General features: G+C 55.2%; 15 protein-coding genes and 1 pseudogene. 10 read left to right on the forward strand and 6 right to left on the reverse strand.

The annotated features are described in order from the left end of the window. Positions 1-19 precede the first annotated feature (19 nt). Positions 20-574: a VOC family protein gene (locus LH22_RS10825; protein ID WP_038646487.1), complete on the forward strand. Its 555-nt coding sequence runs from the start codon at positions 20-22 to the stop codon at positions 572-574. Here LH22_RS10825 and LH22_RS10830 read toward each other — a convergent pair. Further along, positions 571-1,709 (reverse strand): annotated as a pseudogene (locus LH22_RS10830) (MalY/PatB family protein). The gene LH22_RS10825 and the pseudogene LH22_RS10830 overlap by 4 nt on opposite strands. 85 nt (positions 1,710-1,794) lie before the next feature. On the opposite strand from LH22_RS10830, the gene cutC reads away from it, so the two are divergent. The 3 genes from cutC (at position 1,795) to LH22_RS10845 (ending at position 4,313) form a co-directional block, all read left to right on the forward strand. Next, the gene (gene cutC / locus LH22_RS10835; RefSeq protein WP_038646489.1) at positions 1,795-2,547 is read left to right on the forward strand and encodes a copper homeostasis protein CutC; all 753 of its coding nucleotides are present in this window, start codon (positions 1,795-1,797) and stop codon (positions 2,545-2,547) included. A 169-nt stretch (positions 2,548-2,716) separates the two neighbouring features. Then, positions 2,717-3,577 (forward strand): hypothetical protein, encoded by an 861-nt coding sequence (locus LH22_RS10840; RefSeq protein ID WP_038646491.1) that lies wholly within the window; start codon positions 2,717-2,719, stop codon positions 3,575-3,577. Between the two features lie 115 nt (positions 3,578-3,692). After that, positions 3,693-4,313, forward strand: a complete 621-nt coding sequence (locus tag LH22_RS10845; RefSeq protein ID WP_034828637.1) for a LysE family translocator — start codon at positions 3,693-3,695, stop codon at positions 4,311-4,313. Between the two features lie 3 nt (positions 4,314-4,316). Here LH22_RS10845 and cmoB read toward each other — a convergent pair whose 3' ends face one another. The 3 genes from cmoB to LH22_RS10860 form a co-directional block, all read right to left on the reverse strand. After that, complete coding sequence (gene cmoB / locus LH22_RS10850) at positions 4,317-5,285, reverse strand: tRNA 5-methoxyuridine(34)/uridine 5-oxyacetic acid(34) synthase CmoB (protein ID WP_038646493.1); 969 nt, start codon at positions 5,283-5,285, stop codon at positions 4,317-4,319. After that, positions 5,282-6,010 (reverse strand): carboxy-S-adenosyl-L-methionine synthase CmoA, encoded by a 729-nt coding sequence (cmoA, locus tag LH22_RS10855; RefSeq protein ID WP_038646496.1) that lies wholly within the window; start codon positions 6,008-6,010, stop codon positions 5,282-5,284. The genes cmoB and cmoA overlap by 4 nt, the downstream gene beginning before the upstream one ends. Before the next feature lie 77 nt (positions 6,011-6,087). Further along, the gene (locus LH22_RS10860; protein WP_038646499.1) at positions 6,088-6,909 is read right to left on the reverse strand and encodes a DUF72 domain-containing protein; all 822 of its coding nucleotides are present in this window, start codon (positions 6,907-6,909) and stop codon (positions 6,088-6,090) included. Positions 6,910-7,142: 233 nt separating this feature from the next. On the opposite strand from LH22_RS10860, the gene aspS reads away from it, so the two are divergent. The 6 genes from aspS to ruvB all read left to right on the forward strand — a co-directional run bounded on the left by aspS (position 7,143) and on the right by ruvB (position 12,824). Continuing rightward, positions 7,143-8,924: an aspartate--tRNA ligase gene (gene aspS, locus LH22_RS10865; RefSeq protein WP_038646502.1), complete on the forward strand. Its 1,782-nt coding sequence runs from the start codon at positions 7,143-7,145 to the stop codon at positions 8,922-8,924. Continuing rightward, positions 8,924-9,355 carry a dihydroneopterin triphosphate diphosphatase gene (gene nudB, locus LH22_RS10870; RefSeq protein ID WP_038646505.1) on the forward strand — a complete coding sequence of 144 codons (432 nt, stop codon included), beginning with the start codon at positions 8,924-8,926 and terminating at the stop codon, positions 9,353-9,355. Before aspS ends, nudB begins: the two co-directional genes overlap by 1 nt. Positions 9,356-9,680: 325 nt before the next feature. Continuing rightward, entirely contained in the window at positions 9,681-10,424 is a 744-nt protein-coding gene (locus LH22_RS10875) for a YebC/PmpR family DNA-binding transcriptional regulator (protein WP_038646507.1), read from the forward strand. A gap of 37 nt (positions 10,425-10,461) precedes the next feature. Continuing rightward, the gene (gene ruvC / locus LH22_RS10880; RefSeq protein WP_038646509.1) at positions 10,462-10,989 is read left to right on the forward strand and encodes a crossover junction endodeoxyribonuclease RuvC; all 528 of its coding nucleotides are present in this window, start codon (positions 10,462-10,464) and stop codon (positions 10,987-10,989) included. A gap of 207 nt (positions 10,990-11,196) precedes the next feature. Further along, on the forward strand, positions 11,197-11,811 hold the full coding sequence (ruvA, locus tag LH22_RS10885; protein WP_034828652.1) for a Holliday junction branch migration protein RuvA: 615 nt from the start codon (positions 11,197-11,199) through the stop codon (positions 11,809-11,811). A gap of 8 nt (positions 11,812-11,819) precedes the next feature. After that, positions 11,820-12,824: a Holliday junction branch migration DNA helicase RuvB gene (ruvB, locus tag LH22_RS10890; protein ID WP_038646511.1), complete on the forward strand. Its 1,005-nt coding sequence runs from the start codon at positions 11,820-11,822 to the stop codon at positions 12,822-12,824. A gap of 70 nt (positions 12,825-12,894) precedes the next feature. Here ruvB and znuB read toward each other — a convergent pair whose 3' ends face one another. Together znuB and znuC are read right to left on the reverse strand one after the other, a co-directional pair. Then, positions 12,895-13,680, reverse strand: a complete 786-nt coding sequence (gene znuB, locus LH22_RS10895) for a zinc ABC transporter permease subunit ZnuB (RefSeq protein WP_038646513.1) — start codon at positions 13,678-13,680, stop codon at positions 12,895-12,897. After that, positions 13,677-14,432 (reverse strand): zinc ABC transporter ATP-binding protein ZnuC, encoded by a 756-nt coding sequence (gene znuC / locus LH22_RS10900; protein ID WP_038650045.1) that lies wholly within the window; start codon positions 14,430-14,432, stop codon positions 13,677-13,679. The genes znuB and znuC overlap by 4 nt, the downstream gene beginning before the upstream one ends. Positions 14,433-14,463: the final 31 nt, after the last annotated feature.

The following is a 14,463-nucleotide window of genomic DNA, read 5'->3' on the forward strand; positions in this document are numbered from 1 at the left end:
ATGTATCTGGAGTGTTGAGATGAATTTTCCTGCGGAACTGAGTGATTTAGAACAAGACCTGGCTCGATTTGAGCGCTCCTTGCAGCAATTTGCTGAAAGATTAGGGCTGCGGTTATCCGAACATGAGGCTGATCACCTGGCGGTGCGCTGCCATCAGTTCGCAACGGCGGAGCGCTGGAAGGCGGGATTGCTGCAGATGGGCAGTCAGTTTTCCGAAGCGATGATCAACGGGCGTCCGATCTGCTTGTTCAAATTGCATCAGCCGTTAACGCTCGCGGGATGGCAGGTCGATGTGATTGAGTTACCCTGGCCGGGTGAGAAATTGTATCGCCATGAAGGCTGGGAACATGTGGAAATTGTGTTGCGCGGTGAGCCAGAAACATTGGGTATGCGCGCGATGGCCTTGCTCTCCGATCATGCACTGACGCAACCCGGCATTTCGTTTAAAACCAGCGCGCCAAAAGGTGAGCATGAGCGTTTGCCCAACCCGACACTGGCGGTGACGGACGGGCAAACCACCATCAAGTTTCATCCCTGGCGATTAGAAGAGATTGTCGCCAGTGAACAAGGCTAACGCCGTGCCAAGACCGCGCTGTGCAATCGGCTCACCGCCTGCTCCAGTAAAGCGCGCGTGCAGCCGAAGTTAAAGCGCACGAAGTTGTCATCCCCAAAATCGCGGCCGGGTGAAAAACCGAGGCCGTGTTTTTCAAAATAGAGAGCGGGACTGGCCACATCCAGCTGGCTGGCATCAATCCAGCCGAGATAGGTCGCTTCGGGCGAATTCATGTGCAGTTCGGGGAGTGCATTCACCTGCGCCACCAGCCAGTCGCGATTCGCTCGCAAGTACTGGATTTGCGCCTCCAGCCATGCATCACCTTCACGCCAGGCTGCTTCTGCTGCCACCAGTGCGAGAATATCGACCCCTGGCACAATACCTTCGCGTACCTGTTTAAACCGTTTGCGTAATTCAGGATTGGGGATAATCGCCATTGATGCGCCCAGACCGGCGATGTTGAAGGTTTTCGACGGCGAGATGAGCGTAATGCTGCGCTGTGCGGCATCATCACTCAATGCCGCGAAAGGCGTGTGGCGGGCATCAGGCGACAAAATCAAATCACAGTGAATTTCATCAGAACAAACGATTAAATCGTGTTGCTGAGCAAACGCCAGTTGCGCCTCCAGTTCCTCGCGACGATACACCGTGCCGCCGGGGTTTTGCGGATTGCACAGCATCAGCAGACGTTCATTACCCTGCATCGCAGCCGTATCGAGATCGACGACCCAGCGGTCGTGCTGTAATTGCAGCGGCAAATTGATCTGTTCACGCTCGGCGAGTTTTGAGGCAGCGCGGAACGGTGGGTAAATCGGTGTTGGCGCGACTGTGCGTTGCCCAGCCTCGGTAAACGCGCGGACCGAAAGGTTAAGGCCACTGACGACACCAGGCAGCATAACGATCCATTCCGGCTGAATAGGCCAGTTGTAGCGCTGCGCCAGGCGGGAAACAGTGATATCAATCAATCCCGTGGGCGTACCGCCATAGCCAAAACACCGTGATCGGCGCGTTTTTTAATGGCCTCAATAATGCAGGGTGGCGAGCGAAAATCCGTGTCTGCAACCCATAAAGGCAGCACATCACGATCGCCATATTTGTGCCACTTCAAACTATCGCTGTGACGACGGTCTATCCATTGATCAAAATCGAATGCCATAGTGAGGTTTCCACGTAAACTGTCCAATTAAGCAGACTAACTTAAGCCATCCTCTCGAGCCAGAAGTCATGAAAAGGAGCAAGCTATGACGAAACTGGAAATTTGTTGCTACGGCATCGACTGTGCAATGACTGCACAGCAGTCCGGTGCCGATCGCGTGGAACTGTGCAGTGCCCCACGCGAAGGCGGGCTGACGCCGTCAGCTGGCGTGCTGGAAGCCGCACAGCGTGAACTGTCCATACCGGTTCACCCGATTGTTCGCCCGCGTGGCGGCGATTTTTGTTACACCGCACAGGAATTTGAGGTGATGAAATCCGACGTGGCGCTGATGCGTGAACTCGGTTTCCCCGGCGTGGTGATCGGCATGCTAGATGAAGATGCCCATGTGGATATTGTGCGCATGCGGCAGATCATGGCGCTTAGTGATGGCATGGCGGTGACCTTCCACCGCGCTTTTGATTTGTGCCACAGCCCCAAACGTTCGCTGGACGTACTGGCGGATTTAGGCGTTGCGCGTATTTTGACTTCCGGCCAGCAGCAGAGCGCGGAAACGGGAATTGCATTGTTGCGGGAACTAAATGAACTGAGCACGGGTCCAATTATTATGGCCGGTGCCGGAGTCCGTTTGAGCAATTTGCAGAAATTTATTGATAGTGGGCTGCAGGAAGTCCACAGCTCCGCAAGCCGATTAGTTGCTTCGCCGATGCGCTACCGTAAAGCCGGTGTTTCTATGTGCTCCGAAGCAGAAGTCGACGAATTCAGCCGAACTTGTGTCGACGGCGATGTGGTCGAAGCGATGAAAAGTATGCTGGAAATGACCGCGGTTCGTGTCGCCTGAGTTCGCACCCGTTTTGCCGCGCAGCACGCCAAAACTCTGACGTGATGTTTGCAAGTACCAAACCCCAGTGAATTTTGCTGGGGTTCTTTTTGTCTGCCGTATAGCCGTTGATAGCGCATTGTTAAAAAAGATGCTTTGATTACTCTATGGCTTAGCGCGGATAACATTCATGAAATCCTACTCTTGTGCTGTTTTAGTGCTGCTGTTCCCCCTGTCTGGCACGGCGCTGGCGGTGAGCACTGCCTGTCCGCCTCTGAGCAAAAACATTACCAGCAGCAACAACTGGATTATGCTGGGGGGTGATGCCAAAGGCGCGGTACGTCAGGTGGTGGCAGGGGAATTCGGTAAAGATGTCGATTCGCAGAAACGCGTGCTGGGGCAGTTCGATCAGTGCGGGGATTTGATGGTTGCCGACATTACGTATGACAAGAACGAAGGCAACGTGGTGCTGACCATGGAGCAGCACATCGCCCGCGTGCAGCGAGGTTGGGTGGCGGAGTATGCCTACCTGGTCAAAGTGGTAAAAGCGGGCAAAGAGGAAGTGGTGGATAACCGCCAGGGCACCATCAGTTGGCAAATGGGCCAGCATGGCAACATCATCAGTTCGTCCGACAAATTCACCAGTATGGGCAAAGATGGCTTCACCGATACCACCTACCGCTACGATAAACATTTCCGCCTGGAGAAGAGCGTCGCGCGCGGCAGTGATGTGATGACCAACGGAGAGAGCACCTGGCGCTGGAATCCACAAGGGCTGGTCACCTCATCGTCCAGTGCGCGCGGTAAAGACACCTACAGTTATGATAAGCAGTGGCGAGAGCTGCGGCTTAATGGCTTCGCTACCACGCCTGTCAGTACCTTAAGTTCAGTTGATGAGTGTCAGTTATGGGATGAGGTGGGCAACTGTACGTTGAGTTATCTGCATGAAACCGAGGTGTTTGCCAAAGGCACCATCGAGCGTCACCTGAGCTCTGCCTATAAATATCAGTATTGGGATCGCCCGCCAGCCGTGGCGGATGAGGGGGAATAAGCCGTTTTATCATTGCTGGCAAGTTGACAATTATTATCAATTGCTGACGGAAGGTAACTATCGTCAAGATGTTGCGGCAAGGTTAAGATAGTGGCCAACTGACAGGGAGCTCGCCATGACACTGATATTCTCATTTCTTTTTGCCATTACTATTCTGACGTTAACGCCAGGCTTTGATACCGCGCTGGTGCTGCGTTCCGCAGCCGCACAAGGCTGGAAACGGGCATCAGCCACCGCTTTGGGCGTCACCATGGGCTGTCTGGTGTGGGGCGTAGCGGTGGGGCTGGGTCTTGGCGCGCTGCTGCTGGCTTCCGAAATGGCGTATAACCTGCTGAAGTGGGTCGGCGCCGCCTATCTGCTCTATCTCGGCGTTAAGTTGCTGTTGAATCCCCGCACTCAGGCGGAAGAGAGCCAGAGTGTGCAGGGCAAAGAGCAAAGCTATTTCGCCTGCTTCTCGCGAGGATTATTCGGCAATCTGTTAAATCCGAAAGTCGGTGTGTTTTATGTCACTTTCCTGCCACAGTTTATTCCGGCCGGTGCGTCAGTGGCGCTATGGTGCACCCTGATGGCGTTAACGCATATGATGATTGGCCTGGTATGGAATGCGGTATTGATTGGCGGCAGTCAGTATTTTGCTGCGCATCTGCGTCGTCCAACCGTGCTGAAAGTGATGGATCGTTTGACTGGCTGTGTGTTTATCGGTTTCGCCGCGAAGCTGGCGCTGTCGCGGCGTTAAGCATTACGGCTTGCGTGCCACCAGTACCGCGCGTAGCGGTGCTGGATAACCTTCAATGGTTTTGCTGCTGTCGTTAGGATCGAGGAACTCGGCCAGTGATTCGCTGGTCATCCAGCTGGTGCGACGTTGCTCTTCCGTTGATGTCACCGCGTAATCCGCAATGCGCACATCGACAAATCCGCACTTCTCCAGCCAGCCTTTCAACGCGGCGGCAGACGGAATAAAGTAGACGTTACGCATTTGCGCATAACGTTCACCCGGTACCAGAACGGTGTTTTCATCCCCCTCAACCACCAGCGTTTCCAGCACCAGCTCTCCCTCGCTGACCAGTTGATTTTTCAACTGCAGTAAATGATCGAGCGGCGAGCGGCGGTGATACAGCACACCCATGGAAAACACGGTGTCGAAAGCCTGCAAGGCGGGCAGTTGTTCGATGCCAAGTGGCAGCAGATGGGCGCGACGATCGTCACCCAGCAGCTTGCGCACCGCTTCGAACTGACACAGGAACAGCTGCATCGGATCGATGCCGACTACCAGCTTCGCGCCTGCGCCAATCATGCGCCACATGTGATAGCCGCTGCCGCAGCCGACATCCAGCACCGTGCGATGCGTCAACGGCGAGATATGCGGCAGCACGCGATCCCATTTCCAGTCCGAGCGCCATTCGGTATCAATCTCGGTGCCGTAAAGGGAATAAGGACCTTTGCGCCAGGGCATCAGGTTGCGCAACAGGTTTTCAATACCAAGACGTTGGCGATCGGTGAGATCGTCAGCCGTGGCCGTGACGCTGTTGACCAGATCCAACGTTTGCGGGTTTAGCAGCGGCAGATAATCCACTGACTTTTCCCAGTCACGGAATTTACCGTGCAGATTTTCACGCTGCCAGGCCGCTACTTGTGCGGGTAAGACTTCCAGCCAGCTCGCCAATGGGCCGGTGGCGATTTGCTGATAAAAACGGCCAAAATCAATCATTTCAACGCTACCAAAGAACCAAAGTTAAAGCACTGGAACCACAACTCAGCGTGGGCAAAACCGGCGGTTTTCAGACGCGCTTTGTGCGCTTCTACACTGTCGGTGAGCATGACGTTTTCCAGCATGCTGCGTTTCTGGCTGATCTCGAGTTCGCTATAGCCGTTAGCACGTTTAAAATCGTGGTGCATGTTGAACAGCAGATCGCCCACTTCGCTATCTTCAAAGCTGAACTTCTCAGACAGCACCAGCGCGCCGCCAGGGTTCAAGCCGTTGGCGATTTTTTTCAGCAGTTCCAGACGTGCAGGAGGCTCAAGGAATTGCAGGGTAAAGTTCAGCACCACCATTGAAGCATTCTCAATATGGATATCCTGAATATCCGCTTCAATCACCTGTACCGGCGTGTCCGCGCGGAAGGCATCAATGTGACGGCGGCAACGCTCCACCATCGCCGGAGAGTTATCCACGGCAATAATCTGGCAGCCCGGCACGTGAATATTGCGGCGGACAGAGAGCGTGGCGGCACCCAGCGAGCAGCCGAGATCGTAAACCTGGCTATCAGGCTTCACGAAGCGTTCTGCCAGCATGCCAATCATCGAAATGATGTTGGAATAACCCGGCACCGAGCGCTGAATCATATCGGGAAAGACTTCAGCCACGCGCTCGTCAAAGGTCCAGTCACCCAGCTTATCGATGGGCGCAGAGAATAGCGTATCGCGGTCAGACATAATGAAAAGTCCGGAGAGAGGAATCGGAAAGGGCGCTATTCTGTCAGAAAGTCCCGCAGGCTGCACCCGCTTTGAGTTTAGAACAAGCTGCTTTGTTGCGGCCAGTCGGGCAGATTGCGCAGCGAAGGCTCAAGCTGCAACAGTTGAGGCCACAGCGCCTGCAGCAAGGGAAACACCTCGCCCATATCCGGCGTATGGATAAACAGCATCGGATCGCTTTCTGTCTGCCACTCCGCCAGTTTATGTTGCCACGGCTGGAACAGCGGCACGCTCTCATCCACGCTATCGCTGCCGATAAAGCGCACCATCGGTTGCGAACCGCTGCGCACAGCATGCGTTGGCACGCGCGGTTTTTTCGCCCGGGCGTCCACGGCGGCGGCGCTTTGCGAGGTGGACGCGTGCACCGGACGGCTATCGAGGATCACGCGATTCACGCCGCGTTCCAGCAGGCCACGGTTGAGCGCGCGCTCAGCCTCGCCTTTGGCAAAAAACTGCTCGTGGCGCACTTCCACGCCGTAACTAAACCCGCGCGGCAGGCTATCAAGGAACAGCCACAAGTCTTTCAATTGCGCAGGTGAAAAGGTTGCCGGCAGTTGCAGCCAATACTGCCCGATGCGCTGGCTTAACGGATCGAGCAAGCGGAAGAATTCGTTCAGCAGTTCATCGCAGTTCCGAAGCGCGGCTTTATGGCTGATGCTGTTGGGAAATTTAAAGCAGAAGCGAAAGTCATCGTGTGTCATATCGCGCCAGCGCATCACTGCTTCCGGAGAGGGCAGCGCATACAGCGTGGTGTTGCCCTCGACGCAGTCAAACAGCTGTGCGTAATCCGCCAGAGTTTCCAGGCCATACTGCTTCCAGCGGGGATGCTGCCATTGCGGTAATCCAATGCGAAGTGTCAAACGTGGCTCCTGAATCCTTTTGCGGGCGGGAATAGGCCAGGTAATGTACCCTGTTTTGGTGTTGGCAGGAAAATCCGTGCGATAAACCGCAATGTTTTGTCCGCTTTGATCTGGCTCTACTTATCCTGCCTGGGTTTTTCCATTATAATAGCCGCCTTTTTTGCGACAGCATCTCAGAAGGTTACGCGGCCTGATGCTGTCTGGCAGCAGCGGCGAAGTTAAAAGGATACGTTATGCGTACAGAATATTGCGGACAGCTCAATCTGTCTCACGTGGGTCAGCAAGTCACTCTCTGCGGTTGGGTTAACCGCCGTCGCGATCTGGGTAGCCTGATTTTTATCGATATGCGCGACCGTGAAGGTATCGCACAGGTATTCTTCGACGCCGATCATCAGGACGCTTTCCAGCTGGCCTCTGAGCTGCGTAACGAATTCTGTATCCAGATCACCGGCACCGTGCGTGCGCGTGAAGAGAAAAACCGCAACAGCGATATGGCCACCGGCGATGTCGAAGTGTTTGCTCATGCGCTGAACATCATCAACCGCGCTGAACCACTGCCGCTGGACTCTAACCAGACCAACAGCGAAGAAGCGCGTCTGACCTATCGCTATCTGGACCTGCGTCGTCCGGAAATGGCGCAGCGCCTGAAAACCCGTGCGAAAATCACCAGCTTCGTGCGTCGCTTTATGGATAACGAGGGCTTCCTCGATATCGAAACCCCGATGCTGACCAAAGCCACGCCAGAAGGTGCGCGTGACTATCTGGTGCCAAGCCGCGTGCATAAAGGCAAATTCTATGCGCTGCCGCAGTCCCCACAGCTGTTCAAACAGCTGCTGATGATGTCCGGTTTCGACCGCTACTATCAGATCGTTAAATGCTTCCGTGATGAAGACTTGCGTGCTGACCGTCAGCCAGAATTCACCCAGATCGACGTGGAAACCTCTTTCATGACCGCCGAGCAGGTGCGTGAAAAGATGGAGCGTCTGATTCGTGAACTGTGGATCGACGTGAAAGGCGTGGATCTCGGTGATTTCCCGCAAATGACCTTTGCCGAAGCCATGAACCGTTACGGTTCTGACAAACCCGATCTGCGTAACCCAATGGAGCTGGTGGACGTGGCTGATCTGCTGAAAAGCGTGGAATTCCAGGTGTTCGCTGGCCCGGCTAACGATCCGAAAGGTCGTGTTGCCGCGCTGCGTGTGCCGGGTGGCGCAGCGCTGACGCGTAAACAGATTGATGAGTACACCAAGTTTGTTGAGATTTATGGCGCCAAAGGTCTGGCGTGGATGAAGATCAACGAGCGTGCAAAAGGCTTCGAGGGTGTACAGAGCCCGGTCGCGAAGTTCCTGACGCCAGAAATCGTGGAAGCGATTCTGAACCGCACCACTGCGCAAGATGGCGATCTGATCTTCTTCGGCGCTGACCGTGCCAAAATTGTCACAGATGCTCTGGGTGCACTGCGTCTGAAAGTGGGCCGTGACCTGAAGATCACTGACGAAAGCATGTGGGCACCGCTGTGGGTCATCGACTTCCCAATGTTTGAAGCGGATGAAGAGGGCGGTCTGGCTGCGATGCACCACCCGTTCACCTCGCCGAAAGAACTGACGGCTGAACAGCTGGCGGTTGACCCGACGCAGGCCGTGGCGAACGCTTACGATATGGTGATCAATGGCTACGAAGTGGGCGGCGGTTCCGTGCGTATCCACAACGGCAAAATGCAGCAGACCGTGTTCAGCATTCTCGGTCTTACCGAAGAAGAGCAGCGCGAAAAGTTTGGCTTCCTGCTGGATGCCCTGAAATACGGTACACCACCGCATGCGGGCCTGGCCTTTGGTCTGGACCGTCTGACCATGCTGCTGACCGGCACCGATAACATCCGTGATGTTATCGCGTTCCCGAAAACCACTGCAGCGGCGTGCCTGATGACCGAAGCGCCAAGCGAAGCCAACCCGGCAGCGCTGTTGGATCTCGGCATTCTTGTGGCGCCGAAGAAAGAAAAGTCAGAGAACAAGTAATGGGCTATAAACATCCGGTTTCAGTGCTGGTGGTGATTTTTGCGCGAGATACTGGCCGGGTGTTAATGCTGCAGCGACAGGATGATGAAAGTTTCTGGCAATCTGTGACGGGCAGCCTGGAAGCGGGTGAAAGTCCGCGCCAGGCGGCAGAACGCGAAGTGTCGGAAGAGCTGGGTATCGATGTCGCGGGCGAACAGCTGGTGCTGGATGATTGCCACAAGCATATTGAGTTTGAAATCTTCCCGCACTATCGCCATCGCTACACACCTGGCATCACGCACAACCGTGAGCACTGGTTCCGGCTGGCACTTCCGCAAGAGCGCGATCTCCTTCTTACGGAGCATCTCGCCGCGCGCTGGCTCGATGCTGCCGCAGCCGCAGCCCTGACCAAGTCCTGGAGTAACCGCCAGGCAATCGAAGAATTTACCTGAATGCCCGCCGCCGCGCGTTTTTCCGGCGGCAATTAAGGTAGATTCCACGAATTCGACGAAGCGTATACCCTTCGTACTTAAATCCGGTGCCAGGCATTCATCTTGCACCGCTAAAATTGAACAGATGGGCGTAATCGGCACAAAGTGTCAGTTACAGGTTGCCCAATAATGAACAGTCAGGCGTTATCGGCGCAGCAAGGTTGTTCACCGCCAGCGCACAGCAACCGGAGCGTACTTTTGTACGTGAGGATTGCGAGCACTGCCGGGGGACAAGATTGCAAGTGAGATAGCCTGCACCCTGTTAAAGATCGGAGAAACAGTAAAGATGGCTGGACATAGTAAATGGGCGAATACCAAGCACCGCAAGGCGGCGCAGGACGCTAAGCGCGGTAAAATCTTCACCAAAATCATTCGTGAGCTGGTGACCGCAGCGAAACTGGGCGGCGGCGATGCCGGCTCGAACCCGCGTCTGCGCGCAGCAATGGACAAAGCCCTGTCCAACAACATGACCCGTGACACCATGAACCGTGCGATTGCACGCGGCGTGGGCGGCGAAGATGATTCCAACATGGAAACCATCATCTATGAAGGTTACGGTCCAGGCGGCTCAGCGGTGATGATTGAGTGTCTGAGTGACAACCGTAACCGTACCGTGGGCGAAGTGCGTCACGCCTTCACCAAAACTGGTGGCAACCTCGGCACCGACGGTTCCGTTTCTTACCTGTTCAGCAAAAAGGGTGTGATCTCCTTTGCGCCAGGCCAGGATGAAGATGCGGTCATGGAAGCGGCGCTGGAAGCCGGTGCGGAAGACGTGGTGAGCTACGACGACGGTGCGATTGATGTGTTTACCGCGTGGGAAGAACTGGGTGCAGTGCGTGATGCGCTGGAAGCCGGTGGCCTGAAAGCGGATACCGCTGAAGTCTCAATGATCCCTTCCACCAAAGCGGAAATGGATGCGGAAACGGCACCGAAACTGTTGCGTCTGATCGACATGCTGGAAGATTGCGACGATGTGCAGGAAGTTTATCATAATGGTGAAATTTCTGATGAGATCGCGGAAACGCTGTAATGGCGTTTTCCATTAACCGAACAGCCGGAGGCGCGTAGTGGCGATCATTCTCGGGATTGACCCCGGCTCGCGCGTCACCGGTTACGGTGTGATTCGTCAGGTTGGCCGCCAGCTCAGCTATCTGGGCAGCGGCTGTATCCGCACCAACGTTACCGATCTACCTTCTCGCCTCAAATTGATTTACGCCGGGGTGACGGAAATCATCACCCAATTCTCGCCAGACTATTTTGCTATCGAGCAGGTATTTATGGCGAAGAATGCAGACTCAGCGCTAAAGCTGGGCCAGGCGCGCGGCGCAGCGATTGTGGCGGCGGTGAATCTCGATTTGCCGGTGTTCGAATATGCAGCGCGTCAGGTCAAACAAACGGTAACCGGCACCGGTGGGGCAGAAAAAAGTCAGGTTCAGCACATGGTGCGCACCTTGCTGAAACTACCCGCTAACCCGCAAGCCGATGCCGCTGATGCGCTGGCCATCGCCATCACCCATTGTCACCTGAGCCAAAACACCACGCGATTGAGTGACGCTAAGCTGGTGATGACGCGTGGACGATTGCGGTCCGGCTGACGAAAACCCAAACATTGAAGGCTGGATATTGATCCAGCCTTTTTTATGATATAAATACCCGTCATATTTCCACTGTCTGATGCGCGGGCTGCCCTTGTTCACCTGAATCACTGACCTCAGTGCGTTCATCGTGATGCGCTCGCTTGCCGCTTTAACGTCAGCGGAAATCAATCAGGTATTTTTAGGATTATATAAGGAACTGCTCAGGTGATTGGTCGCTTACGAGGCAATATTCTGGAAAAACAGCCGCCGCTGGTGTTAATTGAGGCGCACGGTGTGGGTTATGAAGTGCACATGCCAATGACCTGCTTCTACGAGCTGCCGGAGATCAATCAGGAAGCGATTATCTTCACCCAGTTTGTGGTGCGTGAAGATGCGCAGCTGCTGTTCGGCTTCAATAACAAACAAGAGCGTGCGCTGTTCCGTGAACTGGTAAAAGTGAATGGCGTGGGGCCAAAGCTGGCACTGGCGATCCTTTCTGGCATGTCAGCACAACAGTTTGTGACCGCCGTTGAGCGTGAAGAGATCGCGTCATTGATCAAGTTGCCTGGCGTCGGCAAGAAAACCGCCGAGCGTCTGGTGGTGGAGATGAAAGACCGCTTTAAAGGCATGCACGGCGATCTGTTTGGCAGTGACTCGACCTTCACATTGACCACGCCGTCTGAAGCACCAGCAGCGAATGACGCTGAGGCCGAAGCGGTGGCTGCACTGGTGGCGCTTGGCTATAAACCGCAAGAAGCCAGCCGCATGATCAGTAAAGTCGGCAAACCTGATGCGGATTGCGAAACGCTGATCCGTGAAGCTCTGCGCGCAGCTATTTGAGGTAATGCATGATTGAAGCCGATCGCCTGGTCTCGGGCGGCTCTATAAATGAAGAAGAGAGCCTCGACCGTGCCATTCGCCCTAAGCTCCTGGCGGAATACGTGGGGCAACCGCAGGTGCGCGAGCAGATGGAGATCTTCATCAAAGCAGCGCAACTGCGTGGCGATGCGCTGGACCATCTGCTGATTTTCGGCCCGCCGGGATTAGGTAAAACCACGCTGGCTAACATTGTGGCGAATGAGATGGGCGTGAATTTACGTACCACCTCCGGTCCGGTGCTGGAAAAAGCGGGCGATCTGGCTGCGATGCTGACCAACCTCGAACCTCATGACGTGCTGTTTATCGATGAGATCCACCGCTTATCACCGGTGGTGGAAGAGGTGCTCTATCCGGCGATGGAAGATTATCAGCTGGATATCATGATTGGCGAAGGCCCAGCGGCGCGCTCAATTAAACTCGATTTGCCCCCCTTTACCCTGATTGGCGCCACCACGCGCGCGGGCTCGCTGACATCACCGCTGCGCGATCGCTTTGGCATCGTGCAACGTCTTGAGTTTTACAACGTACCGGACCTGCAACACATCGTCAGCCGCAGTGCAGCGTGCTTAGGATTGGCGTTGAGTGAAGAGGGCGCGCTAGAAGTGGCGCGCCGTGCCCGTGGTACACCGCGAATCGCCAACCGTTTATTGCGTCGTGTACGCGATTACGCTGAAGTTCGTGCCAGTGGTGTGATGAGTGGGGAAGTCTCTGCCAGCGCACTCGATATGCTCAACGTCGATAATCAGGGTTTCGATTACATGGACCGCAAGCTTTTGCTTGCGATCATCGACAAGTTCTCGGGTGGTCCGGTAGGGTTGGATAACCTGGCGGCGGCGATTGGTGAAGAACGGGAAACCATTGAAGATGTGATTGAACCCTTCCTGATTCAACAAGGATTTATTCAGCGCACGCCGCGCGGCCGTCTGGCCACGCAGCATGCCTATAAGCATTTCGGCATCAGCCGCGAAGAGTAAAGCCGGCGTTTGTCCGGCTTAGCGATTTCACGATCGGGCATTCACGAAGGGGCCATTAATGGCCCCTTTATTACGACGCCGGCTTTTTCGCCATGCTGATGATGAACAGCACAGCGGCGCAGAGTACGACGGAAGGGCCAGCGGGCGTGTCGTAAGTGGCAGAGAACGTCAGTCCGCCAGTGACCGCCAGAATGCCAATTATCACCGCAAACCCGGCCATCTGTTCTGGTGAACGGGAAAAACGACGCGCTGTGGCGGCGGGAATAATCAGCAGTGAGGTGATAATCAGTGCACCGACAAACTTCATTGCCACACCAATGGTCAAGGCGGTGACCAGCATCAGCATCAGGCGCGTGCGTTGAATGTTGACGCCATCCACTTGAGCCAACTCCGGGCTGATGGTCATCGACAGCAGTGAGCGCCACTGCCATGCCATTACTGCCAGTACAATGGCCACGCCAGCGCCCATCATCCACAAATCATCCGGTGTGACCGCCAGCAAATCGCCAAACAGATACGCCATTAAATCGACGCGTACACCCTGCATCAGGCTGACCACCACCAAACCCAGCGACAGCGCGCTGTGCGCCATAATGCCGAGTAACGTATCAATGGCCAGATGCGGACGACGCTCCAGCCACACTAAGCCCAGAGCCAGAAATACAGTCACCAGAATCACGGCATAATAGGGATTCACATTGAGCAGCAGGCCAAAGGCCACGCCGAGCAGCGAAGCGTGCGCAAGGGTATCGCCGAAATAAGACATGCGACGCCAGACCACAAACGAGCCAAGCGGACCCGCCGCCAGCGCCAGCAGCACGCCACCGAGCCAGCCGGGTAATAACAGTTCAATCATGACGGACCATTTCCTTTACGCAGCACAATTCGTCCCTGTAAATCGTGACGGTGATTGTGATGATGGCGATAGATTGCCAGTTGCTGCGCGCCACGTGGGCCGAACATGGCGATAAATTCTGGATGCTGAGACACCGCTTCTGGCGTGCCGGAACAGCAGATGTGGTGGTTGAGACACAGCACTTCGTCAGTTTTTGCCATCACCAAATGCAGATCGTGCGAAACCATCAGCACGCCACAGTTGAGTTCCTGGCGAAGCTGATCGATTAAATCGTAGAGCGCCACTTGCCCATTCACGTCAACGCCTTGCGTAGGTTCATCTAACACCAGTAACTGGGGTTGATTGAGCAGGGCACGCGCCAGCAGCACACGCTGGGTTTCACCACCCGAAAGTTTTTGCAGAGGCGCATTGAGCAGATGTCCGGCCTGCACGCGTTTCAAAGCCGGGAGAATAGCATCACGCTTGCTGCCACGCGTCAGACGCATAAACCGCTCAACGGTGATCGGCAACGTCGGGTCAATGTGCAATTTCTGTGGCACATAGCCGATGCGTAAACCGGGGGTGCGTTTGACGCTACCGCTTGTTGGCGTAAGAAGGCCGAGCACCGTCCGGACCAGCGTCGATTTGCCCGCGCCGTTCGGCCCAAGCAGCGTCAGTATTTTCCCCGGCTCCAGTGTCAGGCTGATACCTGCTAGCACAGGGCGCTGGGAAAACTTCACGGAGATGTTTTCAAGTGTAACAAGTGACGACATATTATTTACGGGTTGCATTGAATTTCGAATG

This window comes from Pantoea rwandensis (assembly GCF_000759475.1).
Lineage (GTDB): Bacteria > Pseudomonadota > Gammaproteobacteria > Enterobacterales > Enterobacteriaceae > Pantoea > Pantoea rwandensis_B.

Excerpts from the sequence above, each read along its gene's own strand:
- LH22_RS10825 (WP_038646487.1), top strand. The coding sequence starts at position 20 with ATGAATTTTCCTGCGGAACTGAGTGATTTAGAACAAGACCTGGCTCGA.
- cutC (WP_038646489.1), top strand. The coding sequence starts at position 1,795 with ATGACGAAACTGGAAATTTGTTGCTACGGCATCGACTGTGCAATGACT.
- LH22_RS10840 (WP_038646491.1), top strand. The coding sequence starts at position 2,717 with ATGAAATCCTACTCTTGTGCTGTTTTAGTGCTGCTGTTCCCCCTGTCT.
- LH22_RS10845 (WP_034828637.1), top strand. The coding sequence starts at position 3,693 with ATGACACTGATATTCTCATTTCTTTTTGCCATTACTATTCTGACGTTA.
- cmoB (WP_038646493.1), bottom strand. The coding sequence starts at position 5,285 with ATGATTGATTTTGGCCGTTTTTATCAGCAAATCGCCACCGGCCCATTG.
- cmoA (WP_038646496.1), bottom strand. The coding sequence starts at position 6,010 with ATGTCTGACCGCGATACGCTATTCTCTGCGCCCATCGATAAGCTGGGT.
- aspS (WP_038646502.1), top strand. The coding sequence starts at position 7,143 with ATGCGTACAGAATATTGCGGACAGCTCAATCTGTCTCACGTGGGTCAG.
- nudB (WP_038646505.1), top strand. The coding sequence starts at position 8,924 with ATGGGCTATAAACATCCGGTTTCAGTGCTGGTGGTGATTTTTGCGCGA.
- LH22_RS10875 (WP_038646507.1), top strand. The coding sequence starts at position 9,681 with ATGGCTGGACATAGTAAATGGGCGAATACCAAGCACCGCAAGGCGGCG.
- ruvB (WP_038646511.1), top strand. The coding sequence starts at position 11,820 with ATGATTGAAGCCGATCGCCTGGTCTCGGGCGGCTCTATAAATGAAGAA.
- znuB (WP_038646513.1), bottom strand. The coding sequence starts at position 13,680 with ATGATTGAACTGTTATTACCCGGCTGGCTCGGTGGCGTGCTGCTGGCG.
- znuC (WP_038650045.1), bottom strand. The coding sequence starts at position 14,432 with ATGTCGTCACTTGTTACACTTGAAAACATCTCCGTGAAGTTTTCCCAG.